19 protein-coding genes, 1 tRNA gene and 2 pseudogenes are annotated in these 25467 nt (G+C 60.7%); 14 read left to right on the top strand and 8 right to left on the bottom strand.

All coding sequences use genetic code 11. The annotated features are described in order from the left end of the window. Both NBT81_RS10625 and NBT81_RS10620 read left to right on the top strand, forming a co-directional pair. Nucleotides 1–420 (top strand): hypothetical protein, encoded by a 420-nt coding sequence (locus NBT81_RS10625; protein WP_338738314.1) that lies wholly within the window; start codon nt 1–3, stop codon nt 418–420. A 272-nt stretch (nt 421–692) separates the two neighbouring features. Continuing rightward, a complete protein-coding gene (locus NBT81_RS10620; RefSeq protein WP_338738312.1) occupies nt 693–1265 on the top strand; it encodes a hypothetical protein in 573 nt (190 codons plus the stop codon). A gap of 13 nt (nt 1266–1278) precedes the next feature. On the opposite strand, the gene NBT81_RS10615 is transcribed toward NBT81_RS10620, so the two are convergent. Next, complete coding sequence (locus NBT81_RS10615; RefSeq protein ID WP_338738310.1) at nt 1279–2643, bottom strand: restriction endonuclease; 1365 nt, start codon at nt 2641–2643, stop codon at nt 1279–1281. Nucleotides 2644–2761: 118 nt separating this feature from the next. Here NBT81_RS10615 and NBT81_RS10610 point away from each other — a divergent pair. Together NBT81_RS10610 and NBT81_RS10605 are read left to right on the top strand one after the other, a co-directional pair. Continuing rightward, nucleotides 2762–3049 (top strand): annotated as a pseudogene (locus NBT81_RS10610) (DUF6166 domain-containing protein); the annotation flags it as partial. Between the two features lie 96 nt (nt 3050–3145). Further along, nucleotides 3146–3352, top strand: a complete 207-nt coding sequence (locus tag NBT81_RS10605; RefSeq protein ID WP_338738308.1) for a hypothetical protein — start codon at nt 3146–3148, stop codon at nt 3350–3352. 414 nt (nt 3353–3766) lie between these two features. Here the strand turns inward: NBT81_RS10605 and NBT81_RS10600 are convergent, their stop codons facing one another. Continuing rightward, on the bottom strand, nt 3767–5551 hold the full coding sequence (locus tag NBT81_RS10600; protein WP_338738306.1) for a hypothetical protein: 1785 nt from the start codon (nt 5549–5551) through the stop codon (nt 3767–3769). A 44-nt stretch (nt 5552–5595) separates the two neighbouring features. Between NBT81_RS10600 and NBT81_RS10595 the strand changes: the two genes are divergently transcribed. After that, a complete protein-coding gene (locus NBT81_RS10595; protein WP_338738304.1) occupies nt 5596–6588 on the top strand; it encodes a transposase in 993 nt (330 codons plus the stop codon). 626 nt (nt 6589–7214) lie between these two features. On the opposite strand, the gene NBT81_RS10590 is transcribed toward NBT81_RS10595, so the two are convergent. Then, the gene (locus NBT81_RS10590; RefSeq protein WP_338742546.1) at nt 7215–7814 is read right to left on the bottom strand and encodes an IS6 family transposase; all 600 of its coding nucleotides are present in this window, start codon (nt 7812–7814) and stop codon (nt 7215–7217) included. Nucleotides 7815–8508: 694 nt separating this feature from the next. On the opposite strand from NBT81_RS10590, the gene NBT81_RS10585 reads away from it, so the two are divergent. Further along, nucleotides 8509–8733, top strand: coding sequence for a hypothetical protein (locus NBT81_RS10585; protein ID WP_338738302.1), 225 nt, complete (start codon nt 8509–8511; stop codon nt 8731–8733). A gap of 236 nt (nt 8734–8969) precedes the next feature. Then, nucleotides 8970–9320, top strand: a complete 351-nt coding sequence (locus NBT81_RS10580; RefSeq protein ID WP_338738301.1) for a hypothetical protein — start codon at nt 8970–8972, stop codon at nt 9318–9320. Nucleotides 9321–9570: 250 nt separating this feature from the next. On the opposite strand, the pseudogene NBT81_RS10575 reads toward NBT81_RS10580, so the two are convergent. Then, nucleotides 9571–10290 (bottom strand): annotated as a pseudogene (locus NBT81_RS10575) (IS1595 family transposase); the annotation flags it as partial. Between the two features lie 122 nt (nt 10291–10412). After that, nucleotides 10413–11639: an IS701 family transposase gene (locus NBT81_RS10570; protein WP_338738299.1), complete on the bottom strand. Its 1227-nt coding sequence runs from the start codon at nt 11637–11639 to the stop codon at nt 10413–10415. A 379-nt stretch (nt 11640–12018) separates the two neighbouring features. Between NBT81_RS10570 and NBT81_RS10565 the strand changes: the two genes are divergently transcribed. After that, nucleotides 12019–13230 carry a polymer-forming cytoskeletal protein gene (locus tag NBT81_RS10565; protein ID WP_338738297.1) on the top strand — a complete coding sequence of 404 codons (1212 nt, stop codon included), beginning with the start codon at nt 12019–12021 and terminating at the stop codon, nt 13228–13230. 252 nt (nt 13231–13482) lie between these two features. On the opposite strand, the gene NBT81_RS10560 is transcribed toward NBT81_RS10565, so the two are convergent. After that, on the bottom strand, nt 13483–16860 hold the full coding sequence (locus tag NBT81_RS10560) for a hypothetical protein (protein ID WP_338738295.1): 3378 nt from the start codon (nt 16858–16860) through the stop codon (nt 13483–13485). 42 nt (nt 16861–16902) lie between these two features. Between NBT81_RS10560 and NBT81_RS10555 the strand changes: the two genes are divergently transcribed. Beyond that, nucleotides 16903–17103: a hypothetical protein gene (locus NBT81_RS10555; protein WP_338738293.1), complete on the top strand. Its 201-nt coding sequence runs from the start codon at nt 16903–16905 to the stop codon at nt 17101–17103. 347 nt (nt 17104–17450) lie between these two features. Here NBT81_RS10555 and NBT81_RS10550 read toward each other — a convergent pair. Beyond that, nucleotides 17451–17525, bottom strand: a tRNA-Val gene (locus tag NBT81_RS10550). A gap of 185 nt (nt 17526–17710) precedes the next feature. Here NBT81_RS10550 and trpD point away from each other — a divergent pair. Genes trpD through trpG form a run of 4 tightly spaced genes read left to right on the top strand, consistent with a single transcriptional unit; the run spans nt 17711 to nt 21592 of the window. Continuing rightward, complete coding sequence (gene trpD, locus NBT81_RS10545) at nt 17711–18706, top strand: anthranilate phosphoribosyltransferase (RefSeq protein ID WP_338738290.1); 996 nt, start codon at nt 17711–17713, stop codon at nt 18704–18706. Then, nucleotides 18706–19347, top strand: a complete 642-nt coding sequence (locus tag NBT81_RS10540; protein WP_338738288.1) for a phosphoribosylanthranilate isomerase — start codon at nt 18706–18708, stop codon at nt 19345–19347. Before trpD ends, NBT81_RS10540 begins: the two co-directional genes overlap by 1 nt. Then, nucleotides 19344–20963, top strand: coding sequence for an anthranilate synthase component I (trpE, locus tag NBT81_RS10535; RefSeq protein WP_338738286.1), 1620 nt, complete (start codon nt 19344–19346; stop codon nt 20961–20963). Before NBT81_RS10540 ends, trpE begins: the two co-directional genes overlap by 4 nt. Then, complete coding sequence (gene trpG / locus NBT81_RS10530; protein WP_338738284.1) at nt 20960–21592, top strand: anthranilate synthase component II; 633 nt, start codon at nt 20960–20962, stop codon at nt 21590–21592. Before trpE ends, trpG begins: the two co-directional genes overlap by 4 nt. Here the strand turns inward: trpG and NBT81_RS10525 are convergent. Next, a complete protein-coding gene (locus tag NBT81_RS10525) occupies nt 21589–21783 on the bottom strand; it encodes a hypothetical protein (protein WP_338738282.1) in 195 nt (64 codons plus the stop codon). The genes trpG and NBT81_RS10525 overlap by 4 nt on opposite strands. Nucleotides 21784–22282: 499 nt before the next feature. Here NBT81_RS10525 and NBT81_RS10520 point away from each other — a divergent pair, with 499 nt between their 5' ends. Continuing rightward, nucleotides 22283–25396, top strand: coding sequence for an adenosylcobalamin-dependent ribonucleoside-diphosphate reductase (locus NBT81_RS10520; RefSeq protein WP_338738280.1), 3114 nt, complete (start codon nt 22283–22285; stop codon nt 25394–25396). The last annotated feature ends 71 nt before the right edge of the window (nt 25397–25467 follow it).

Here is a 25467-nt window from a genome sequence, read left to right as displayed (position 1 = left end):
ATGACTGATGCCTACGAGCACAACGAGATCGTTGCGGATACGTACGAATGTCTGAAAGAGAAGTACGATGACGCGGAGTTAGTGGTTCGGAAAAACGGTTGCGAAGAAAAACTCGGAGACTTGTCGGTGGATCGCCGCCACTTCGACGGACAGTCAGGAGCACCAGACCTCATTGTTGACATACGCAATTTCTCGATGCTGGGCGCAGATTTCTTCGGGAAGTTTCCTTTGTCATTAATCGAAGTTGAAACATCCGTGTCGGCAGCAATTCCAGATCTTAAGAATTACGCCCGGCGAGACGGTCGCTCAAGTCCAGTACTAATCATTACCGACTCAGAACGGGCAACTCGTCGCAAAGACATCGAAGGGAAACATCAATATCGTATCAGAGGGATCTCCTTCGACGAAATCGAAGATTAGTTTCATTCACACCTGCGACTATCTGCTCTTAATAGATCACCTGATCCTGTTAGAAAACAGAATTGGCTAAACAGCACCGCACCTCCCACGCAGCTCGCGGGGTGGATTCCTTCGCCGTCGGTTTCGAAGCTGATTGCGAGAGCCATAACCTGACGATCACCGTCAAGGAGGCCACAGAGTCGAACAGAGACGATGTTTAGCGAGCACACATTTGAGTATGTTTATTAGAGCACCGGCGATAGGTGCCGGCGCACTCGTGCCGGCGGTAATCGATGTCGACACGAAGTCAGCTCCGATTCGTACAACGAGTCGACCAGGATGACAAACCAAATGATGCAGAGCGCGTCGCACAGGTGTACCGCCATTCAGACGGCTACCCAGAGAGCGTCCTACGAGATCTCGCCCAACTAAAGGAACTGCTCGATGCGACCCGCGCTGAACGCGGTCCAACCTACACGGCGGCGACGTTCGTGTTCCTCGACAAGCTCTCGACGATCGACCTGTATCTGGATGGTGATCCTGACAGAACAATCGATGCAGCGCAGCCAGCGGATCTTCTCGAGCCGACCAATATGAAGCACCTCGACCAGCCACTGTTCCTGCTCGGGCACGGCGTCGAGAATCCGGCCGACGGCATTCACGGCGACGAGGAATACCTCTACATCGTCGGACTTCCGACACGGAATCCGTTCGAGGAGCCATCCGAGTGGACCGTCAAGGTGAGCGGTCACTCCGCGTTCCCGCGCTGGGATGGCCCGACAGAGGAAGCCTTCGAGCGGGCTAGCTGGCAGTTCCACGGACCGCTTGAGCACGCGCTCGAAGAGATGGTCGCTGAGCCGGCGTGAACACCGAGCCCGCTCAGATGATGCCGCCGATGACGAGGAGTCCGACGACGAGAAGCAGCGTCGCGACCACGCTCCCCCCGGCCATCCACTTGTTCTCCATCGCCTTCTCGTGAAGCGGCATCTCGGTATACTCCTCCCGGAACGCCTCGAGATTCTCCTCGTCGTAGAAGTACTTCGTCTTCAGTGCGAACCGTGCCGTCACTGCACAGCCTGTACAGACCGGTTCCCCTTCGAGCCGTTCGGTCTCGATGTGGCTGTCGCAGGCGATCGCCCCGCAGTTCGGACAGTAAGTGTACGTCTCGTCGACGCCGCTCGTGTCACAGTGGACGCACCGATGGATCCCGTCCTCGGCAGTCACTCTTGACGGGCCTGCCGCGTAGTACTCGTAGGGGTAGGTGTACTCCTGGATGTCGGTTATATGCCGAACCTCGGGGAGGTACACTGGTTCGATCGACTGGACGGAGATATCCGAGCGGGTCGGCTCACAGGTTTTGTTATACGTGACGTTGTTGTCGCCAGTGTAGGAGACCGTTGTCGTGTGATACTGCTGGAGTCGCTCGACGGCCCACTCCTTGTACTCCGTTTGGGTCTGCCCGAACCGGCTCTCCTCGACATCGTCGAACACCTCTCGGAACTGCTCGGTGTCGAGTTCGACCGTCGCGTGGAGGTTCTCCGTGACCAACGTCCCGACATCCTGGTCGACGACCTGCGGCTCCCCGCGTTCGGCGTGGACAACGAATCGGGTCCGGTCGTTGATCCGGTGGATGACGCCCACCGACGTCTCGAAGACGGCTTTCGTGTCGGCAGTGACCGCGACCACCGGGCGGAACGTCACCGCCGAATGCGGTTCTGGGAGGTCGGCGGCCTCAATGTTCTTGATGTCGCGGAACGCCTCCGCGACGGGGGTGTCGAACTCGGCGGCCGGGTCGTAGGGACGTAGCGTCTCGTCGCAGAGAATCTCTATCCGACCGTTGTAGAGGTCGAGGCCGATCTCGCCGGCAATCTCCCGGAGATCCTCACCATCGAGCAACTCGATTGGATGGGGATCGTCGTTTTGCTGAAGGCGATTAGCGTATTCTTGAGCAGGATTCGTGAACCGTCCGGTCGTGACGACCATCCCGCGTTTCGGGCCGTCGAAGTCGAACGTCGCGATCGCCGAATGGAGTTTCTGGACGACCGGCCGCCCGACCGTCCCCGTGTGCTTGCACTCGACGATGATCGCGCGCCGCGTGCCGTCGACGACCTCCTCCATGATGACGTCGCGACCTTCGTCAGCTGTGCGGTCGGCCTGGCGGACGTTCTCGTAGCCGAGGTTGCGGAACACGTCCTCCATCACGTCCTCGAACTCGAACCCTGAGAGATCGTCCAGTACAGCCATCCTCAACTATGTGGACAGTACGTTGCAACTACCAAATACGTTGCCGAACGCTGCGCCGTCCCGTTTGTTGACCCCCGAGAGGGGTGCGGGGGTGATCGAACCGCCCGCGAACCGACCTATGAGTGGAATCAGCGACCCACGCTCGCACGTACAGTCACGGGTCTCGGATGACGGCGACGCTGTCTACGTCGGCTACCGTCGTAGAGGCCGCGCCATCGTCGAGAACCAATCGGACCAAGAACAGCTCACGCCAGAGCGGAGTCTCGCACTGGTGAACCACAGTCCCTCGGGGTTCGAATGGGGGTATGGTGGCAGTGGTCCGGCACAGCTCGCGCTCGCACTCCTGCTCGATTACACGGGCGACGAGGCGTTCGCCCTCGATCACTACCAGAAGTTCAAAACCGAGTCCAGTAAGTGAAAGGCTGTCGACGCAATCCTCACCCAGCCGATGTCCCTCGTAAGTTCGGTTTTGATCGTTGGTCGCGACGTAGACCTCGTATCCATGTTCCAGTCCGAGTTGTATGAGATACCACTGAATCTCCGTATGCTCGCGGACTACCTCCTCGCTTTCTCCCTCGTCTTCCTCGGTATCTTCAGTCGGTTCGTCCGGGCTGGGACTGCCGTCATCGATCTCGCCACTGCGGAGGTCTTGGAACGCCTCCTCAACCGAGTTGTACGTCTGAAGCAGAGTACTGATGGCGTCGTCTGAGGTCCGCGAAAATCCGTAGAGCGGGTAGTTTGGACTATAGCCGAGTATCTCCCATACCTCCCGACGTGGGACTGCGATCTCTTGGTAGTCGGCAACGGTGTAAATGAACCGACTCTGCGGTGAATCCCAGAGCCACGCACCGAGATCAGGGTCTTCGAATGTCTCACCGACCCGCCCAGAGGCGATGAACTCGCCGTCGTGGAGGAACAGAATCGGATCGTCAGGCTCCATCGATTCGAACGTCGTCCGCTTCTTGCTGTCCTCACCAACCGTCGTACCCCATACTCGAACCGGCGACTCTTGTGGTAACTCGGCGGGTGCATCCTCTAAGTTCGACAGCGGTGAAGCGACCGTCTTCTCGAATCGGTCGATCCAGTCGCCACCCACCGGGACGAGAAATAGATTAGTCATCGGCTATTGGAAATCACCGAGCGTGGTGCTCTCACGGGCCTCCGAGACGCCTTCAAGTTCGATGACTTCGGTCTCCTCGGGCCGCTCAATGAGTACGTTAGTATCCTCGCCGGCGGCCTGCTCACGCATTGCGACCATACGCTCAACGCCTTCCTTGATTTCGTCGAGCCGTTCAGACATTCCGAGGGGCTCCAAGACCGCGGAATCAAGCGAATCTCGTTCGGACTCAGTAGCCTCGACAGACGCGTCTTCGCCGAGTTCCACCTCACGGTCCATCAGCGCCTCAAAACAGTCCACGATGCGCTCTCGCTCTTCAACTGTGAGTCCCCGCGGGTCGGGGATGGGGAGCTGTTCAGTTTCGTAGACCTTCAGCCGGGATCGGGCCATACCCTGTCCCTCTGCCCACCGGCGCTTGAGTTCCGACATCAACCAGACGAGCCGCGAGTTGAGGATGCCACACAAAACCTTCGGATCGACATCATCGTCCGGTACGACGTAGTAGAATTGTGTACTCCCAAGAGCCCCAACGTTATTCCACACGACTCGGTGTTCGCGCCAAGTGAAATCAGTCATAATGATTGGAGCTGTTTCAGCACCTCCGAGGTCGAACCAGATGTCTCGTGCGGAGGTAGTGGGTCGATCATGGTATCCCTGATCCTCCCCCCACTCGATGTACTCAGCGAGATCCGTGTGACCGTTCGTCGCTAACCACTCTTTGACTCGGTCGGCCTCAGATACATCAAGATATTCATCATCGTCATTAAGCGCCTCCTTGACGAGGTCATGAATCTCCAAATAGCTCCACTCGTCGGCTACGTCGTCATTAAATAGGATTCGATCAACTTGGCCCGTGGCTTTCAGAAGGGGTTCGGTGTACTGCTCTAAGCCCAGTTCTTCCCACTCCTCCATCCGTCCGTAGTAGAAATCGTTTGCTCCGCTGGTGAATCCTCTTGTGACCTCGGCAACTTCCGAAAGGGAAACGATGTCTTCCTGTCCGACGATGTCGAAGTATACCGCCGGCGCGTTGAAGAAGACACTCCATTTTTGTTCGTCACGAAGCGCGTGCTGGGTTCTCGTGACGAGGCGGTAGTTTTCGGTGCGAATCATCTGGTTCGGCTCAGTGTCTTCCTCTACGAGCGAGGCGATCTCGTCGACGACGTCCTCGAAGTGTTCCTCTAAATCAGCGCGAACACGGTGGATGCTAACAGCGAGGGGCCGGATGTCGTCCCCGTAGGCGTCGGAGTTTTCGAGGATCTTGTAGAAGACGATCTTGTTCACCAGAAGATACGCCGCCTGCTCAGCGAAGTTCTCGCGGATCATCTCGCGATCCTCGCTGTCCCCGTCATCGTATTCGAGTCCTTGGGCGTTCGCCCACGAAACGAACGAGGCGCGGAACGACTCATCGTCGCTGAGGCGATCTGCAAGAGCCGCTTCGAGTTCTGGCGTGATCAGCTCGTGGAGGCTCCGGATACGCTGAATGAAGGCGTCGTCAAGACTGTCCCATTTGTTCTCGTCCGCTTCGAGTCGGGCTATCTCGTCGAGAATCGTATCGGCGAATTTCTCGACGCCCGTGACTACGTAGGACTTCGTCGACCGTTGGAGAAGCTGGCGGCCTTCCTCGAAGGTGCGGAAAAGCACGAAACGGTCGCCATTATACGTCGCGAAGTAGGGTGCTCCGAGTTCAGCGGCGTAGTTGAACGCCTGACGTATCACGGACGGGGCGTAGGGATCGATCTCTCGTTGGGCGGTATCTCCGCTGGGCCGCTTGGCCTCAATAGAGGGTGTCATAGAACAGTTCGCATACCAAAGAGCAGGGTGAACGCTGAGGTGGAATGAGTTCAGCGACCCTGCAAGATGATCCTTCGGTAGAATCGTTCTTCAATGCCGTGGAAACGGAGACGTTGGCGTTGTTCGAGCACCTCTCCTTCGAGTTTCTTGAAGGGTTCGACGTGTTCGCCCCGGCGGAGACGGGGCGAACACGAGATCTTGAGCCGCCCGAGATGATGCGTGGCTTTCTCCATTGCTATTACAAGAACATCTACGGTATCCGTCCGGTTGCACGAGAACTGAACAACACCGTTGTCTGGCTCAGCTGTAGCTTCGATCGACCGCCGTCGAGAGACGCGGTCGATCGATTCCTCACTGATCTTGAGCACGTTGTTGACCGGGTCTTCGACCATCTCGTCGAGCAGGCCGCCTTGCGGGGCCTGCTCGACTTGACGTATTCTATCGATTCAACCGACGTGAGAGCGATGCCCGCCGATCCAGACGCATCGAAGTGCTATGATCCAACCGATGACGAGTACTACTACGGCTACGGCTGCACGATCGTCTCAACCGGGCAAAAGATCCCGATTGCAGCCGAGTTCACCGAGAGCAAACAAGCACCAGAAGAGACGGCGATGCGCGTCACGCGTGACGCGCTCGCCGTCGGGAAACCGATGTGGATGCTTGGAGACAGTGCCTACGACACGCTCGACTGGCACGACCACCTGCTGGCCGCAGGGGTCGTGCCAGTCGCTCCGTACAATCCACGAAACACCGACGACCCGAAAGATATCGAGTACAGGGTAGAAGACCGCATTGAAAAACACAGCAACGACGTTCAGCTGAAGCAATCAACGCTAGACGAGACGTACAACCGCCGGAGTGGCGTCGAACGAACCAACGAATCAGTCAAGGGCTGCGGCCTCGGGCGAACGCACGCCCGAGGCCGCGTCCATGCACGAGCGCAGGTGTTCCTCGCGTTGTGTCTGCGCCTCGTCGTCGCAATCACCAACTACGAACGCGGAGACAATCCGGGAAGCACAATCATCACGGTGTGAGAAGAGTTCTATGACACCCTCCTCAATAACCAGAACAGGTTCGTCCGTGGAGTCGAAGAGGACAAGATCTGCGTAGCCTTGAATTCCATCGCCGAATTCTGGGGCGACCGCTTGGTATGTGCGGTTGCCTCGGTTCGGTTCGTCGTCGATGGCGTTCTCAAGATAGCGGTAGAGTTCGAAGTGAACGCCAGCTTCGGACATGGCCGATTTCTTGTAATGTCCAGATAATAAAGATGGGGAAACTTAGGGTCGCCAAGCGATCAAGTTTGTGAGTGCCTATGATCTGACTTCGTATTCGATCTCGAAATCCACCGGCTTGCCGCTATTCGTGCCTTCCAGCCTGCCAGTGTTATCCACAATAATACTGTACTGTGCCGGATTCAGCCGTGTGCGAATTTCGGCTTTGGTCGTCCCGTACTCGGAGCCCTTCTCAAGTCTACGAATATCTTCCCGGTAATTGAACCGCTCCAACTCGTCTTGCGTTGTGAGTATGATATTGAGAGGTTCACCGGTTAGTGAGTCAACGGTATATTCCAGAACAGCGGCTTCCGTGAGTTCAAAATCGTAGTGGTCAAATGAGTTCGGTGTGAGTGTGTCGTGGTCACGGCCGGAGTAGAGGGGTCGCGTTAACTTTGGCGTGAATTGTGCCGGACGGCGAGGGCTTTGAGCCACGATTCTGCTGTCTGTGGTTCGACATGGCTGAAACTGGTTGCAAATGAGGAGGTCCGTCGTTCTATCTCCCAAAAGACACGTTCGATGGCATTCCGATTCCCGTGTGAAATCATCTGGAATCGGTACCCGTCTTCGTCGAGGACGTTCACTAGATAATCGGCGTCATCGACGAGAAATTCGACGCCATCTAGCCGATATTGCCGATGCAGCTCGGTCAGAAACCATCGCGTCGTCTGTTTCGTCGTCGCTGGAAACAGCCTGAACTGCAGGATTTCGTTTGTTTGGGGATCGACGGCACCGTACAGCCAGTAGTCGTCGCCGTTGATACGGATCACTTTCTCGTCAACCGCAAGTTGATCCGCACTCACCGTCGACATCGGCTGTAGATCGGCCTTGTGCACCCAGTTGTGAACCGCGACGTGACTGCGTTGGACTCCCAACTCATCGAGAAACTGACTGGCATCCCTTGTTGACATACCGGCGAGATGACACCGGATGCCCAGTTGAATCGCCCACTCGGGAGTCCGCTTTCGCTCCACAAACGACAAGTCGATCTACTCGATACATCCGTTGAGACGGTCGAACTCTGTCATAAGCACTCAGAACTCGTCCGCCTCATCCTCTAACTTAACGCGACCAGTAGAGGACGCCTGAGTTACTTGCCGACGCTGAGCCTGGTGCTGACGCACTACTTCTGGATTGCCCAATGCCGACGAGAAAACTCGTGAACTGGCTCAGAACCACGATGATGATTCCGAGTAGCAGAAGTGGGATTCCGATGACTGCTCCGACACCGGTAAGAGAAATCAAAGCCCCCGCGATTACCAATGCTATTCCTAACCAGTCCCAAGCGTTCATAGCCTGCAGATGTCTGGATAGATTCATAAAAGTGTGCCTCAAGTTGCCTATTCGCTTGAGTCACTCTCACCTCCAAGCAAAGCCTATTGATTCACTATTTACGACCAATATGATATGGTCCAGATGTGAAATCGATCAGGCCTCTTGTGTTGAGACGAGTGTGACCATGGGGTGAGAGACAGAGGAATCGCATATCCTCGTTGTGCACACAAATCGGCGTACCGAACCAGTTGCAAATCTGGTCTTGTGTGCAGAATCGTCATCGAAGCGTCGGTACTTGCTGCCGATTGCGCCGACAATCGAGATAGGTATTTAAAGATCAAACGTTTAGGAACCCGAGCGAACCACCGCCAGACTCCCGGTGTGCATCCTCAGACTATGCGCTTAAGAATGGACGTCAACGAGAGGGAGGACCGCATCCGGCGGCTCATGGAAGCGACTGGTGAGAACACGAAGGCCGGTGCCATCGACGCCGCTGCGAAACACTATCTCGCTGATCTACGGAACAAGCAACAGGTCGCCGACGACTTAGATACTGAGACAGCTTCGGAACTATCGACACCATGGCTCCCAATCGAGCGGGAGACGATCGTCGGGGTTGAAGAGGAGGATTAGTCGTTGGGGGGTCCTTGGGGGGGGCAAATGGGGGGTCTCAACCAATAGGGGTGGGCGGACGTGGGCCCAGGTCGGTCCCACCCCGGGTCCCACGTGTCGCCCGGGTTCGCCCACGTCCGACCCACGTCCGACTCACCCCCGACTCCCGTCAACTGGGGAGGGTGGGCGTCCCCGCGTACCCCCCCTCGCGTGAAACGTCTCCCCCCTTCTTATCCCTCGTTCCCGTGTAACCCTGCATGGTCGGAACCATCGAGCAATTCGGTGATGGCCGCCTCGAACGGATCATCGCGAACGGAGTCGACGAGCGCAAGGTTCGACGAGCAAAGCAGGAACTCGCGCGGCGCCGTCGACGGCGTCGAAAGTTCATGCGGTCACTCGACGACAGCGAGCTCGAGGAGATCGTCAGCGGACCGACGTGGAAACTCGGCCCCTACGACAGCCGAGCCCTGAATGCCGGCGTCGACGTCGACGAAGCGACGCTCGTCGCACTTGCCGAGGACGAGATCGAGCGTCGAGAACGAGAGCGTCAGCGCGAACAGCAACAGTCGACCGAGCGTTTCGAGCCGTTCCGGGTCGTATCGTTGTGATTTGCTGTGTGACTGACTCTCAGACGACAAAGCCGCTATGATGGTGGTTACATCGATTTGAAAGGGGGCGAGGCGATCAAGACCCATTACAATCCACGTGGGCATTGTTGCTCCAGTATGCCGATTTTCCAGATCGATGATTGTGTTGATACTCTCAGGCAGTGATAAGTTTCGACTGCCGTGCTGAATACACAGCGCGTATAGGTCACATCAATATTGACGGACGCCTATAGGAAGCACGTTGTGTGAGTCAGAGCACAGTTCGAACAACCTCTTTGAGAGCTTCCTGACCGGGTTTACGGAAGATTCGCCGACGAAACTGAAAGACTCTGAGGTAGGATGTGAATTTGTCTTTCGAGACACCTTGATGCGGCGAGAGCCACGCGTCGCTGGCGCGACTGTGGCTCTCGCCGCTGTTCACGCGTGCATCTCCATTGACGTATCCGCCATCGCCGTGAATCTCCTCTTCTCGCTGGAAGTCTTCCTCGTCTTCGAGTGGATCGTACGCTCGAAATCCGTCGGTGAAGACAGTCAGAGACTCCTCTTCGCGGTCGTCGAGAAAGAGTCTAATGGTCGATTCGTCAGCCGATTTCGCTGGGTCGGTGCATCGCTGATCGCTGCCGCGATCAGCGAGTGTGAACACTGGTGGCTTGTCATCGGCATAGCTTCCACGACCACGTTTCGAGAGATCACACAAGCGTGACTGGAAGTCGCGCTCGCGGTCTTTCAGTCTCGCAGACACGTAGAATCCGTCGATTTCGACGGCGCCAACGAGAGAGATAGCTGGCGCGTCGAGCGTTCTGGCGAACTGCTTGACGCGCCGCCGAAGCGATCGGTACGACACGTCAAATTCAGAGTCAAGTTGACCAATGCTCGTGTTGAACCGGAGCAAAGTGTAGAATGCGAACAAGTGTTCGTTGAGGCCGACCTTCGCGTGCGCGAACATCGTGCTGATCTTGGGGTTGAACGTGCCCACTGATTTTAAGTACTGAGAAACGAAAATCATGATAGTGAGCTTTTTTCAAACGTTCGTTCTGGCGGTTTGCTTCCCCATCTTTTCAATTATTTTTCATGAAGTGACGCATTTACTACTCAGCTTTGAACGTTAGCGTCGGCTGTTGAGTGAACGAAGAGGTGATCAATATCTTCCATCAGGTCGTCGACGCTACGATCATCGTTGTCTCGAACCCACGAGAGAAGGTTGTACACGGCTTCTTTCAGGGAGTGTTCGAGGTTCGCTCGAAGCGATGACGCTTTCGAGCGAACCGTCCCCAAGGCGCTCAAGTCGGGATCAAGACGGACGAGACTGTAGGCAGCCATCAGAAGGTGCCAGTGCCGACTGGCACCTTCGTCGGTCTGCATCTCGCAGTCTCCCAAGCCGAGATCCTGCTTCGAGTCCTCGAAGAACGTCTCGATGCGCCACCGCATCCCGTAGGAGCGGATAATGTGCTCGGTCGGTGCGTCGATCTTGTTCGTGGCGAGGTACTTGACCGGGTTCTTTTCGTTTTCTTCGTCAGTTTCTTTCTCAGCGAGGACCAGCTTCACGTCTCCCAGTTGGGAGACGGGAAGCTTCTTTGTCCAGATGTGGTAGGTTTCGTCCTCAACGTTACGCTCGACCGTGTCGATGCGCTCTGCCAGCGCATCGACGCTGATCTCTTCGCCGGCGTAGGTCACCTGTCGGTTGCTCCGGAGCGGGCCGATCCAGTCTTTGTCGTAGGATTCGATGCGTTCAGGAAGGTCAGAATCGTGGGCGAACCACGAGTCGAAGAGGTAGGTGTCCGCCGGGACACCTACCTCGTCTTCGAGTTCGGTGACGATCTCGCGGGCGAGATCGTACTTGGTGTCGTGATTTTGGTCGTCTTCGTCCTGTTTTTCGTAGAGGCGGAAGGTGAGTGGGTAGGCGGTTTTGTCGTCGGCGTAGAAGGCGTAGATGAGGTCTTGGCCCCAGACAGTGTCACCTTCAGCGTGATCGTAGAAGTGGCCGACGCCGGGGACGTCGTCCCCGGCTTTCTCGGTAATCGTGTCGTCGAGGATAATGTAGCCATCCTTTGACCAGCGTGTTTCACCGTGTTTTTGGAGTTCTTCGAGGCGTTCGTGGTTGAATTGCTGTTCGTCCCAGTTGTACTCGGTGAGGAACTTGTTGAGAGCGCGTTTGTCTCCAGCTGGAAGGACTTCGCGTGCGATGCCTGCCACGGTCTTGTTGCTGGCCGCAACAAGACCGGTGGCGTAGGTTTTCGCGTGATGACATTGCGCAGATGACAACGACTCAAACTCGTCGAACACGTGCGTGCACGACAAGAAGTCCGTAATCGGCATCATCCGTTTTCGCTACCGCCTACGTCACGCTCCTACTTCAACGTTCAAAGCTGAGTTTACTAGTTGCAAGAGCTGTCTCTCCGACTTCGGTCAAACTCACCTCATATGTGCCTCTCCGATTACAAATCGATCTCGACTGCACTCCAGACATATATACGATCCGACTCATCGCACTCTCCCCATTACTTATTGGAGGAATATTTGGGGGCATCGCTGTCCAAGTCGGAGTTTGGAACCAACTACAACATTCTGACCCATATTATTTGCACTTTCTCATCGGACTCAACTGGCTGTTGTACACTTGCCCGAGTCCTGCGGATCTCCGAACAGCTCTAAGTCCGGTGAGGAGAGAAATAAATGAAGAGGTAATCTAAATATTCGGATGTCCTTATTCAATTCTTCACTAAATCAGGATAACCGAGGAGCAGCACCACTCATCGGCTTTATTTTGCTTTTTGGGTTTCTTATTATCACGCTCGCAGGCTACCAAGCTTATGTCGTTCCTCAACAAAATAGTGGAGTTGAATTCCAGCATTTCCAAGAAGTACGAAATGGAATGGTTGATGTCCGGAGTTCCATTTCGACGGCTGGACAAGCGGATGTTTCCCAGTATCCGACAGTAGAACTTGGGACAAACTATCCGAGTCGAATAATCACAGTTAATCCTCCCCCACCGTCTGGGACATTACGGACAAGCCAATCATATGATATCCGTATTGAGGAGCAGTCTGGTGACGGTCAAGAGACAGTACCGACTCGATTCCTTGAATATCAAAATGGGTATAACGAACTGGATATCGGTCCAATATGGTATGAAAATTCAGTTCTCTATCTTGATGAACGAAATAATGGTGGAGGGATCGCAATTTATCAAGAGCAAAATATCATCGCGGGGAATGAAACAGCCCGTGTAACCGCGCTACAAAACAAATTCAGCGTTTCGTCAACTGGTAGAGTGACCTTAAATCTGTATCCAGTCGAGAGTGCCAGTGTAAATATCAGCGACTTTGAGGGTGACCTTACAATCAAAATACCCAGCAGACTGAATGGTTCCACGTACTGGGATGAGGCCATCGATACATCGGGATCGAGTACGCTTTCATACCAAGGAACGGAATCATATCCCGGCGAGTCAGACATTTACTGGGTGGTCCTGACTGTTGATGCCGATGCTCTCAATTTCAACACTGTCGGGATAGACTCCGCCCCAGAGGGCCAAGCATCTGCAAAGCAAGGAGTTGGAGTGGTGTCGCAAGATGACGAATCAAATACCGCCCCTCAATGCGAGCCTGGAGACGAAAATGTCGACGGAGATCGAAACGGGGACATTGCAGTCACTGGTAATGTGAAAATCAATTCTGGAAACACGGTTACTGGAGATATCATTGCCAATGGCAATGTGAACGTGAACTCAGGAGCTGAGGTAGACGGGAATATTCGGGCAGGCGGCAATGCGAACGTGAACTCAGGAGCTGAGGTATCTGGCGACGTTTCCGCTGGTGGAAGCATAACTGATAATAATCGTGGTGGTGGCCAAGGTATACAAGGCAGTACTAACGAAAATATCGCGGGTTACTCTCCGTGCAATAATTAAAAACAAGAAATGATGTAAATTCTATCGTAATATCTGATGGATAATCGTCTGGTACTATTATTATGTAATCTGTACATGCACGATGAACATTTGTTTGACAGGACGATTCTCTGAAAAGAGTAAACTCGCTCTGCTGAGCTCATCCTCTCTATTCAGCAGGCCCTTCGTACCAGTTGCTACGGATGTCGCTGTTGCGGTTTCTTTGCCTGTCTGCGCCGCTATCAGAGACAATTCACGGAGTCGCCAGTTGGATTAGTCGCTGTCGTCTGGCGGTCGATCACCTCCGTTTGGAGCGGACAATACTGGATCGACACCGGCACGAAGGTCAACAAGTTCACTCGCCCGGCGTAGCCACTCGGCTGCCGAGTCGAGTTCTGACGCGAGAGCCGCCAAGCGGCGCTTTACCGCCACTTCGACATCGGCGTTATTCGTTAGAACCTCTAACGCCCGTGTCAAAGTGGTTCCGTCGGCCGAATAGGGCACACCCTCGCGGGGTGCGTAGTCGCCGGCGTCGACAAGGCCGAGATCCTGCAGGTCCTCGATCCAGCGCCGGACGGTCCGCTCACACACGTCGTGTCCGGTGACGCGAGCGACCCGGTGGACCTCCCGGATCCGGAACCGGACGTCGTCGCCATCTCGCTCAACGAGGGCGTCGGCACGGAAGCCATCGGGGCCCTCACCGGCAGCGATATTCGCGAGCGTCTCGGCGAGATCGAGAGCGCCGTCGGTAACCGGCAGCATTGCCGCCGGCGTCTCAGCCAGCTCCTCGAGCGTACACACCTCGTCGATTGGAACCGATGTCGGGACGTTCGTGAGGAGTTCGACGTCGACAGGATCCTCGGGATTGGTGAGCAGCGGCCGCACCCGGTGGATCACCTGTTCGAGTTCCTTCTCCCGGGCCTCGCGGAACAGCGCGCCGACGAGACCGGTGTAGTGCTTGGTCGCGACGGCTCGCCCTCGCCCCTCCTCGTCGGTGTACCGGAGCTTCCGGTAGATCGGCGGGTTCGGACAGTCCCCGCGAGTGGAGTGCTCAATACCGCCGACACGGAGGTCCTCTCGCCCCTGTGCGAGGAGTTCAGCCTCCCGGCGGAGATCCTCGATGTCGGGGTGGGGCGCACCGACGACGATGACGGCGTCGCACTCCTCGAAGTTCAGCCCCCGGGCGGCGTGGAAGTGAATGAACCGGGCGTTATCAGGGAGGTTAAACAGATCCCGCGTGTCCTGGCGGCCGACGACGAGCGTGCGGTCGTAGGCGACCTCCGCACGGTCGAGGCGGGCCTGCACGCGCCGGGCGGTCGACCGATCCTCGTCGACGGCCTTCCGGAGTGTCGAGGCGTGATACTGACCGTCGAGGATCTGTGTGATCCGGGCACCAGGGAGGGCGTACTGCTCGGCACCGGCGATCTGGACGTCGTCTTGGTCGGCGCCGTAGAGCGCGGCGATCCTCTCGGACGTCGCCGTCGCGTCGAGGACGAGCGGATCATCAGGGAGATCGTCGACGCGGGGAAGTCGCCGGCGGACGAGTGCCGGCTCCTCGGCCGGGTCACGTGGGTCGGCGTCGATCCAGGCAAGGATCCGCGCCGGCGTGGGATCGCCGGCCATGAGGGTGCCCTCCTGCTCGCTCCAGGAACACTCAGGGCAGTGCCGACCACCACCACCGAACTCCAGCTCCGAGGTGCACACCGGACAACGGTCGAGGTCAAGCGGCCGCCCGGCCACCGCCCGAACGAGGTCCTCGTCGAGGCCGGCGGTCGCCGCGGCGGCGAGTAGTGCGTCAAAGGCGAGCGGCGTCCCGTCCCACTCCCGGTCCGGGTCGCGAATCGCGCCGAGGTGGTGATCGAGGAACGCCCGCCGCGCCCTCGCGAGCGCTTCGACCGTCCGGCTGTCCTCGTCGTCCGCCTCGACGTACTCCATGTAGTGCCCCGCGGCGGCGTCGTAGCTCTCGTAGTCGTCGACCACCGGTGTCGGCGGCGTGATCGCGCCGAGGTCTTCACCCGCCACCAAGGCGTCAGCAACGTCGCGAGCGAAGCGGCCGACCCGCCGGAGCGTTTCGCCGACGCGGTCGCGGCCGTGCCAGTCTTCGAGGGTGTTCGCGAGCCGGACGAGATCGCCAACCGTCAGCCGCCGGTCGTCGGCGAGCACGCCGGGGCTCTCGTCGACGAGAACGTCTCGCGGCTCGTCGCCAGTACTGCGGACTGTCTTGAGCCGTTGGTACTCGTGGACCCCGACGACGGCGTTGGCGCCCTCAAGGTCGGCGAACTCGTCGATCCAGGCGCAGCCGTCGCCACCGTGGGGTTCGAGGATGAGGTGGGCGCGGACCGGCCCCACCTCGGCCGCCAGGGCGTCGAACGCCTCGCGCTCGGCGTGGCCCTTGGGGAGGTCGTAAAGCGGGCACATCCGCGGGCAGTTCGAAGGGTCGCCGTGCTCGTCGCACGTCTCGCCCTCGTAGGCGACGCGGGCACAGTCGTCCTCCCGCGGCTGGGAGGCTCCGCGGAGATGGAGATCGACGTCGGGGGTGATCCCGTCGGCGCGGTGTTCGTGAGCCTTTGCGTGCTTGTCGAAGAGGAACGAGAGCGAGCGGTCGCGGTCGTCGGCCGCGAGGTGGGCCGTCGTCGTCTTGCCGGCACCAGGATCGTGTGCGCAGACGGTCGGCGCGTCGTCGCGCTCGCCGAAGCCGTCGTAGATGGGGCCACGAATCTGCTCGCGAACGGCGTCGATGTCGACCGGCTCCAGATCGTCAGCCGGCGGCACACACTCAACGACGCGGGGGGTACTCGTCGACTCACTCGATTCGTACTCGGGGATGTGTGCTCCCCGATCCCGTAGCGCGTCGACGGCGTCCCAGAAGGCCTCGCCGCTTGGGTACTCGTCGACGCGGGAGATGATCCGCTCCTCGAGGGCGACGACCTGGAGGGCATCAAGGCCGACCATCCCTTTCCGGTAGACCCATCCGTCACCGATCTCGGCGAGGCGGGTTCCCGACTTCGACTGCGCCCACGACGGATCCATCGATTTCGTCCCGTCGGCACGTTCGTGGGTGATGGTCGACCTGAGCCGGATGTCGCTCGGCCCGGTGTGCTGGATCGCGTCGAGGACGTCTTGGAAGTTGTCGGTCGTCTCGATGTCGCCGATCTCCTCGGCGCTCTTCTCGGGCTCTTGGAGGAGTTCGTCGGGTGTGCCCTCGGCGACCGTCGCGAACTCTTCGGCCAGCTCCTCGAGGAACGCTTGGCAGTCCGTCGTATGATCGGGCGTCCCTACAAGATGGGTGCCGGTCATCGCGGAGTAGCGGGCGGAGTCGTAGACCTCGATCTCCGCGTCGGGGAACCGTTCGTCGTGCGGGAGCGCGGCCTCAATGGCCTTCACGCCATCAGGGAGTTCGCCCCGACAGAAGATGTGGACGCCCGTCCCGCTCGTCGAGACGTCGGCGTAAGAGTCGGCTCGGTCGACGTGCTCGCGAACGGTGGAGTGGATCGCTCCAGTCTCGGGGTCACGGACGTCGTCGTAGTCGATGAGGACGTACGGATCGCCCTCGTGGTCGTACTCGTCGTTGTTCGGATTTTGAATGACAAACGCGACACCGAAGCCGTCCCAATCGGCAGCGTGTTTGACGGTACTGAAGTCGCTCCACACCCCGGAATCCTGCGAATCGACGAACCGCTCTGGGTGGTCGCGATGAACGTACGGCGCGCGGGGGACCTTCCGTCCGTCCTCGGTGGGAAGCCACGCGAGCCACTGGTGGACATCAAGGAGGTCGTCAGGGTACGTGTCCTGCTCGACGCTCGGAGCGGGGTAGTACTCCGAACCCGGATCAGCGAAATTATTTGTCTCCCCAGTATTAGACTCGCCCGACTGCGCGGTATTCTCTACATGTGATTCGGCGTTCTCTCCGTTTTCCGGCTGGTTTTGACCCCGGTTTTCTTCGGATTTAGGAGGGCTTTCACCTGCCTCAACGACGTCAAGACAGTCCGTACAGAGTGCCGCGGAGCCGAACGATTCGCTTGCAGGCGCTCCACATTGGAAACACTCCGCGACAGGCTCGTCGCGGGTCACGGATGACACACCCCCTCATCGCGAGCCGGGCAGGATTGGTCGCGATCCTCAATGAAGCACCCGCAGTACTCACAAATAGGTGGGGTGACCTCGACGGTCCGGCTCACCGCCACCACCCCCTGTCGGAGACGACAGAGTTCGGACTGTTTGGGGTAGTTGACTTAAGAGAATGGGTTGGGGCGGAATTGAACCGCCGGCCTCCTCCATGTCAAGGAGGTGTCATAACCGGACTAGACCACCAACCCGGCCGTCGTTCGTCGCATCATCTGCTACCCCGGCACGGTAATTGAACCTTTCGGAACGGTGGCCCGCGCCACGATTCCGAGGGAGTTATGTGCCCGGCGTCGTCTGCCGATCCCCCGGACGACAGCGTTAAATAGATGTATAGATTTGTCCATTGTATCCCAAACCAATACACTGGTGCCCATCCATGCAGGACTACATCGAACGCGTTACCGACGGAGAGGACTTGACACGGACCGAGGCACGGGACGCGGCCCGCGCCGTCTTCGAGGAGGCGACGGAAGCCCAGATCGGGGCGTTGCTGGCGGCGCTCCGATCGAAAGGCGAGACGGAGACCGAGATTGCGGGGTTCGCACAGGGGATGCGCGACGCGGCCCGAACCATCGATCCCGACCGGACGCCGCTGGTCGACACCTGCGGCACCGGCGGCGACGACTACGACACGATCAACGTCTCGACGACGAGCGCCATCGTCGCCGCGGGGGCGGACGTCGCGGTCGCCAAACACGGCAACTACTCCGTCTCCTCCTCGTCGGGGAGCGCGGACGTCCTCGAGGTCGCGGGTGTCGACGTCGAGGCCGAACCCCCCGCCGTCGAGGAGGCCATCGAACACGACGGGATCGGCTTCATGCTCGCGCCCGTCTTCCACCCGGCGATGAAGGCCGTCATCGGTCCGCGGAAGGAACTGGGAATGCGGACGGTGTTCAACGTCCTCGGACCGCTGACCAACCCCGCCGGCGCGGACGCGCAGGTGGTCGGGGTCTACGATCCCGACCTCGTGCCAGTTCTCGCGCGTGCGCTCGCCCAGATGGGTATCGAGCGGGCGATGGTGGTCCACGGTGCCGGGATGGACGAGATCACCCTCCATGACGCGACGACCGTCGCGGAGGTCGACGGCGAGGAGGTGACCGAGTACACGCTGACGCCCGCCGACCTCGGCCTCGACAGGGCACCGATCGAGGCGGTCGCGGGCGGCGGTCCGGAGGCGAACGCGGCGGACCTCCGGGGGATCGTCGAGGGCGAGGTGACGGGACCGAAACGCGACATCATCCTCGCGAACGCGGGTGCAGCCATCTACGTCGCGGGGCGGGCAGCCGACCTCGAATCGGGCGTCGACGCCGCCCGCGAGGCCATCGACTCCGGGTCGGCGGCAGCGAAACTCGACGACCTTCGGGGTGCCTGATGGTCCGATCGAAGATCTGTGGCGTGACGACGGAGGCGGACCTCCGGGCGGTCGCCGACGCCGGTGCGGACGCGGTCGGCGTCCTCGCCGAGGTGTCGGTCGACACCCCCCGCGAGGTCGAACCCGATCGGGCGGCCGACCTGATCGCCGCCGCGCCGCCGTTCCTCTCGACGGTGCTGGTGTCGATGCCCGACTCGGCGACGCGAGCGGCCGAACTCGCCGGGGCCGTCGCGCCCGACGCGATCCAGTTGCACGGCGACTTCGACGCCGAGGAGATCCGTTACGTCCGCCGTGAGGCGCGAGCGGACGTGATCACCGCCGTCGACGCCGACGACGCCGACCGCGCCCGTCGCTACGACGAGGTGGCCGACGCCGTCCTGCTCGACTCGACGACCGAGTCCGGCGCGGGCGGGACGGGCGAACCACACGACTGGGACGCGGCGGCCGATCTGGTCACCGACCTCTCGACGCCGGTCGTCCTCGCGGGCGGCCTGACTCCGGCGAACGTCGCCGAGGCGGTGCGGACGGTCGGCCCCTACGCGGTCGACGTCTCCAGCGGCGTCGAGCGGACCGGGGGGCGGAAGGACCACGACGCAGTCGCCCGGTTCGTCCGCGAGGCGGACGTGGAGGTACCGGCGTGACGCCCGACGCCGACCGGGCGGACTTCGTCGACGCCCTCGACGGCCGAACGGATCCGGTCGTCGCCCACCTCGCCGTCGAACTCGACGCCGAGACGACCCCCCTGTCGGCGTACGCCGCCCTCGACGACCGGAGCGACTACGGCTTCCTCCTCGAGAGCGCGGAGAAGACGCCGTCGAGCGACCCCGAAGGAGCGTTCACCTCGGGCGAGAGCGGCGACCGGCACGCCCGCTACTCCTTCGTGGGCTACGACCCCGAGGCGGTCGTCTCGGTCACCGGGAGCGACGTGACCGTCGACGAACTCGGCGGCCGGGCCGGGGAACTGGTGGCGGACCGGGCGGGCGCCGATGATGCCGGTGCCGACGTCCTCGACGCCCTCCGGACGGCGCTCCCGGCCCTCGACCGGGTCGGCTTCCCGTCGGTCGATCGCCAGCATCTCGACGGGGGACTGGTCGGCTTCCTCGCCTACGACGCCGTCTACGACCTGTGGCTCGACGAGGTGGGGGTCGACCGGCCCGACCCGATCGTCCCCGACGCCGAGTTCGTCCTGACGACGCGGACGCTCGCCTTCGATCACGTCGAGGACACGGTCGAACTCGTCTTCACGCCCGTCGTCGACCCCGACATGGACGCAGGAACCGTCTACGACGCTCTCGTCGACGAGGCGACCACGGTCGACGCGACGCTCGCCGAGGCGGACGTCCCCGAGACTGGCGGGTTCGTCCGGACGGGCGAGCGCGTCGGCCCGCGCGAGGCGTACGAGGACGCCGTCCGGCGGGCGAAGCGCCACGTCCTCGACGGCGACATCTATCAGGGCGTCGTCTCGCGCAAGCGGGAACTCGAGGGAGAAATCGACCCCCTCGGACTCTACGAGGCGCTCCGAGCCGTCAACCCGTCGCCGTACATGTACCTCCTGCGCCACGGTGACCGTTCCATCGTGGGTGCGAGTCCGGAGACGCTCGTCTCGGTACGGGGCGACCGCGTCGTCTCCAACCCCATCGCGGGCACCTGTCCCCGCGGATCGGGGCCGGTCGAGGACCGGCGTCTCGCGGGCGAGATGCTCGCAGACGGGAAAGAGCGGGCCGAACACACGATGCTCGTGGACCTGGCGCGCAACGACGTGCGTCGTGTCTCGGAGCCGGGATCGGTCAGAGTCGAGGAGTTCATGAACGTCCTGAAGTACTCCCACGTCCAGCACATCGAGTCGACGGTGACTGGGACGCTCGCCACCGACGCGAGCGACCCCGGTGCGGGCGGGGAGCGATCGCCACCGTTCGACGCCTTCGACGCGACGCGTGCGGCCTTCCCGGCGGGGACGCTGACCGGCGCGCCCAAGGTGCGCGCCATGGAGATCATCGACGAGCTCGAACGCGACTCCCGTGGGGTGTACGGCGGCGGCGTCGGTTACTACTCGTGGTCCGGCGACGTCGAGTTCGCCATCGTCATCCGGACGGCGACGGTCGAGCGTGGCGACCCCGACCGGATCACGGTCCAAGCGGGGGCGGGCATCGTCGCCGACAGCGATCCGGCGAGCGAGTACGAGGAGACCGAACAGAAGATGGGTGGCGTCCTCGACGCCATCGAACGCATCGAGACGACGCCGGAGGTGACGCGATGAACGTCCTCGTGATTGACAACTTCGACTCGTTTACGTACAACCTGGTCGAGTACATCTCGGACCACCCCGACCCGGTGACGGGCGAGGACATCGCCGTCGAGGTACGGAAGAACACGGCCACCCTGGAGGAGGTCCGCGCCGTCGATCCCGACGCCATCGTCATCAGCCCCGGTCCGGGCCACCCGAAGAACGACCGGGACGTTGGCGTCACCACCGCCGTCCTCCGAGAGGTGAGTCCGGATATCCCGACCCTGGGGGTCTGTCTCGGCCTCGAAGCCGCCGTCTACGCCTACGGAGGGGCCGTCGGCCACGCCCCCGAACCGATCCACGGGAAGGCCTTCCCCGTCGACCACGACGGGGAGGGTGTATTCGCCGGCCTCGAACCGGGCTTTCGCGCCGGTCGCTACCACTCGCTGGTGGCCACGGCGGTTCCGGACGTCTTCGCGGTGACCGCGACGACGACCCACGAACACGACGGCGAGCGGACGGAACTAGTCATGGGGATCCGCCACCACGACCACCCCATCGAGTGCGTACAGTTCCACCCGGAGAGCGTGCTGACTGCGGTCGGCCACGACGTGATCGACAACTTCCTCCGGGCGGCGCGGACGCCGGACGCCCACGCCTAGAGGAACAGCGACGCCAGAAACAGGAGGCCGACCACGACGGCCGCGATGGTCACCAGTCGCCACGCCACCGACAGGACGACGCGTCCGACCAACACGACGACGCCGACGGCGACGATGGCCAGGAGGAGTTGTCCGAGCGGTCCGCCGAGCAGCCCACCCAGCTGGGCGACGACGTGCGGTGTGAGCGACATGTCATGACACGACTCACAGCGGGCGCATAAGTCTGTGGGCGGCGTTCTGTCGGGCAGCCGTATCTTGTATATCAGAATATGAATATATCCGATCGTGAGACGCGCTCACGGCGGTAGTGTGTGAGCGATCGTCCCGCGGTGCTCGGAGTGTCGCCGCCCACAGCACCCGCCGACTTACCCCCCATCCCTTCGGGTGCATTTCGGCGTTGTGTCTGCGAATTACGGGACTCGTATTTCACTTTCACTTCGATCTGAATACCGTTATATGCGTACGGAAGCGTTGATGTTACCGTACAGGCGGCCACGCGCCGTCTCCGATATCAGAAAGTAGATAGAAGTCGGATATATCGGCGGCTTGGGACACCCGAACCAACGCCTTTACACGCCCGATTCCACTTGGGGTAATCGTCATCCACGCGATTCGAGTCAGCGGTTGGATCACGCCGGACGCCGGGTCGGGGCGGCGGCGGGGGGACACACGAACCGACCACCAGCACACATGAGTACGCACGATTTCGACGCCGACGAAGTAGAACTACCGATCAAACGCACGGACGGCGAGACGCTCGAGGAGCGACTCACCGCCAACGCGTACCACAACATCCTGCCAGCACGGTACCTCCGGAAGGACGCCAATGGGGAACTGATCGAGGATCCGGAGGACCTCTTCCCGCGCGTCGCGAAGAACATCGCCCTCGCGGAGGCGGTGTTCGAGGCGCGCAAGCAGGGGACGGAGATCACGGTCACGCCAGACCAGTTGAAGCCGGACCACCCTCGACGGGACGAACTCGCCGAGGAGGTGTTCGGTACGGGGACGACGGCCGATGCGGACGCGGAGACGGCGCTCACCGAGTACAACGTCAACAAGTTCGCCTACGAGACGGTCGTGCCGGAACTGCCGGAGGACGTTCGGGAGACCGTCGAGGGGACGCGGACGGAGTTCGAGACGCTGATGGAGGACCTCTCCTTTATGCCGAACTCGCCGACGCTGATGAACGCGGGCGACGAACTCCAGCAACTCTCGGCGTGTTTCGTCGACTCGCCCGAGGACGACATCGACGACATCCACCAGACGGCCAAGGAGGCCGCACAGGTGTTCCAGTCCGGCGGCGGCATGGGCTACGCGTTCTGGCGGCTCCGCCCCTACGGCGACCCCGTCGGCTCGACCGGCGGCATCGCGTCGGGACCGATCACGTTCATGCGCACCTTCGACCAGATGTGCGAGACCATCGCGCAGGGGGGCGCGCGTCGGGGCGCACAGATGGGCGTCATGCGCATCTCCCACCCCGACGTCATCCAGTTCATCCACGCCAAGAACAAGGACGTCTCGCTGGCTCACACGCTCCGACTCAACGACCCCGACGACTTCACGCACAACTCCTTTGCGGACGCCTTGGAGGAGGCCCGTGAACTCATCGACGACGAGGGGAAGGTTCCCAAACACCTCCGCAACGCCGTCGAGGGTCACCTCTCCAACTTCAACATCTCCGTCGGCATCACGGACGCCTTCATGAAAGCGCTGCAGGCGGGCGAGGAGTTCACCTTCACCAATCCCCGGACCGGCGAAGCCCACGTCGCCACCCCGGAGACGAAGGAACTGTACGATATGTTCGGCCTCGGCGAGTACGTCGAGGTCGGCGAGGAACTGTCGATGCCGGCCGAGGTGATCTGGGAGGACATCGTCGAGGGAGCCCACGAGAACGGCGAACCCGGCGTCATCTACCTCGAACGGGTGAACAAAAAGCATTCGTTCGATATAGAAGAAAATCCAAGTCATAGGATTCTTGCAACAAATCCATGCGGCGAACAGCCGTTGGAGGAGTACGAGGCCTGCAACCTCGGACACATCAACCTCTCGACGCTCGCCGACACCGGCGCGCCGGACTGGCGGGTGTGGGCCGAGCACCACGAGGACGAGTACGACACGACCGAAGCGGCGGTCGAGGCGTTCTTGGAGGCGGCGATCGACTGGGACGAGTTCGACCACCGCATCGAGTACGGCACTCGCTTCCTCGAGAACGTCGTCACCATGTCGGACTTCCCGGTCGACGAGATCGAGCAGAAGGTCCGCGAGATGCGCAAGATCGGCCTGGGCGTCATGGGACTCGCCCAACTGTACGTCCAACTCGGCATCCGCTACGGGAGCGACACGGGCAACGAGGTCGCCCGCCAGTTGATGACCCACATCAACCACGGCTCGAAGCGGGCGTCCCACGAACTCGCCGCCGACCGTGGCTCCTTCGCCGACTGGGACGACTCGAAGTACGCCGACCCCACGAGGTATCGCGAGTGGTTCGAACACCACACCGGCGAGGACGCCGACGAGTGGGCCGACGGCTACCCGATCCGCAACCACAACACGACGACCATCGCGCCGACCGGCACCACCTCGATGGTCGGCAACACGACCGGCGGCTGTGAGCCCATCTACAACGTCGCCTACTACAAGAACGTCTCCGACGACGTGCAGGGCGACGAGATGCTCGTCGAGTTCGACGACTACTTCCTGCGGACGCTGGAGGCCAACGACCTCGACATCGACGCGGTGAAAGCGGAGGCCCAAGAGCAGATGGCCGCAAACGCGTTCGACGGCGTCGAGGGACTGGAGACGGTGCCGAACGCCATCGGCGAACTGTTCGTGGTCACCGGCGACCTCTCCGGGAAGCAACACGCCGCCGTCCAGTGTGCGTGTCAGCAGGGTGTCGACTCAGCCATCTCGAAGACCTGCAACTTCCCCAACTCGGCGTCCATCGAGGACATGGACGAGGTGTACCGCTACATCTACGAGCACGGCGGGAAGGGCGTCACCGTCTACCGCGACGGCACGCGCTCGAAGCAGGTGCTGACGACCCGCGCGAAAAACACCGAGTTCGCCGACGAGAGCGAGGCCGCCGAAGCACTCGTCGAACAGATCGAGGAGGTGTTCGGCGGCGTCGAGGGCTTCCTCGAGAACGAGGACGTCCAAGCCGTCCTCGACGCGCAGTTGGAGGAGCTGCTCGCGGCCGCCGACGGCGAACGCGAACCGGAACTCGGCACCAAGCGCCCGCGGCCGGACGTACTCCACGGCGTCACCCAGCGCATCGACACCGGCTACGGGAAACTGTACGTCAACATCAACGAGGACGACGCCGGACGGCCGTTCGAACTGTTCGCCAACATCGGCAACTCCGGGGGCTTCACCGCCTCCTTCACCGAGGCGCTGGCGAAGACCATCTCGACGGCGCTCCGGTCGGGCGTCGACCCCCGCGAGATCGCCTCCGAACTGCAGGGTATCCGCTCGCCGAAGGTCGCGTGGGACAAGGGCGAACAGATCAACTCCATCCCGGACGCCATCGGCACGGCGATGCGGCGCTACCTCGACGACGAGATCGACCGCCCCTATCCCAAACAGCAGAACCTCTCGGAACTGGAGAAGGCCGAAGCGCGGGCGATGGACGAGGAGCCCGAACCGGAAGCCGACGGCGGGGCGACCGCCGCGTCCGGTGTCGACGACGATACGGCGGACCTCCTCGCAGCCGGCGAGAGCCCCGAGTGCCCCGAGTGTGGCGGGATGAACCTCAACTACACCGAGGGCTGCAAGACCTGCGAGTCGTGTGGCTGGTCGGAGTGCTGACCTGAGCGTTCGACGATAGGTCACCCGGCCGGGCGTCGGATCCGGTGGTTCCGAACGACGTGCCGTCGCGG

This window comes from Haloplanus sp. CK5-1 (genome assembly GCF_037201915.1).
In the GTDB taxonomy this organism is placed as follows: Archaea; Halobacteriota; Halobacteria; order Halobacteriales; family Haloferacaceae; genus Haloplanus; species Haloplanus salilacus.
Note: the sequence above shows the minus strand (reverse complement) of the source record. Positions and strands in the feature narration are given on the sequence as shown.

What these genes read in the sequence shown, in the direction of transcription:
- NBT81_RS10525 (WP_338738282.1), bottom strand. Translation starts at nt 21,783, where the DNA reads ATGTCGCTCACACCGCACGTCGTCGCCCAGCTGGGTGGGCTGCTCGGC.
- NBT81_RS10570 (WP_338738299.1), bottom strand. Translation starts at nt 11,639, where the DNA reads ATGATGCCGATTACGGACTTCTTGTCGTGCACGCACGTGTTCGACGAG.
- NBT81_RS10585 (WP_338738302.1), top strand. Translation starts at nt 8,509, where the DNA reads ATGGACGTCAACGAGAGGGAGGACCGCATCCGGCGGCTCATGGAAGCG.
- NBT81_RS10600 (WP_338738306.1), bottom strand. Translation starts at nt 5,551, where the DNA reads ATGACACCCTCTATTGAGGCCAAGCGGCCCAGCGGAGATACCGCCCAA.
- NBT81_RS10625 (WP_338738314.1), top strand. Translation starts at nt 1, where the DNA reads ATGACTGATGCCTACGAGCACAACGAGATCGTTGCGGATACGTACGAA.
- NBT81_RS10580 (WP_338738301.1), top strand. Translation starts at nt 8,970, where the DNA reads ATGGTCGGAACCATCGAGCAATTCGGTGATGGCCGCCTCGAACGGATC.
- NBT81_RS10605 (WP_338738308.1), top strand. Translation starts at nt 3,146, where the DNA reads ATGTTCCAGTCCGAGTTGTATGAGATACCACTGAATCTCCGTATGCTC.
- trpD (WP_338738290.1), top strand. Translation starts at nt 17,711, where the DNA reads ATGCAGGACTACATCGAACGCGTTACCGACGGAGAGGACTTGACACGG.
- NBT81_RS10565 (WP_338738297.1), top strand. Translation starts at nt 12,019, where the DNA reads ATGTCCTTATTCAATTCTTCACTAAATCAGGATAACCGAGGAGCAGCA.
- trpG (WP_338738284.1), top strand. Translation starts at nt 20,960, where the DNA reads ATGAACGTCCTCGTGATTGACAACTTCGACTCGTTTACGTACAACCTG.
- NBT81_RS10595 (WP_338738304.1), top strand. Translation starts at nt 5,596, where the DNA reads ATGAGTTCAGCGACCCTGCAAGATGATCCTTCGGTAGAATCGTTCTTC.
- NBT81_RS10540 (WP_338738288.1), top strand. Translation starts at nt 18,706, where the DNA reads ATGGTCCGATCGAAGATCTGTGGCGTGACGACGGAGGCGGACCTCCGG.
- NBT81_RS10620 (WP_338738312.1), top strand. Translation starts at nt 693, where the DNA reads ATGTCGACACGAAGTCAGCTCCGATTCGTACAACGAGTCGACCAGGAT.
- NBT81_RS10615 (WP_338738310.1), bottom strand. Translation starts at nt 2,643, where the DNA reads ATGGCTGTACTGGACGATCTCTCAGGGTTCGAGTTCGAGGACGTGATG.
- NBT81_RS10555 (WP_338738293.1), top strand. Translation starts at nt 16,903, where the DNA reads ATGAACGTACGGCGCGCGGGGGACCTTCCGTCCGTCCTCGGTGGGAAG.
- NBT81_RS10520 (WP_338738280.1), top strand. Translation starts at nt 22,283, where the DNA reads ATGAGTACGCACGATTTCGACGCCGACGAAGTAGAACTACCGATCAAA.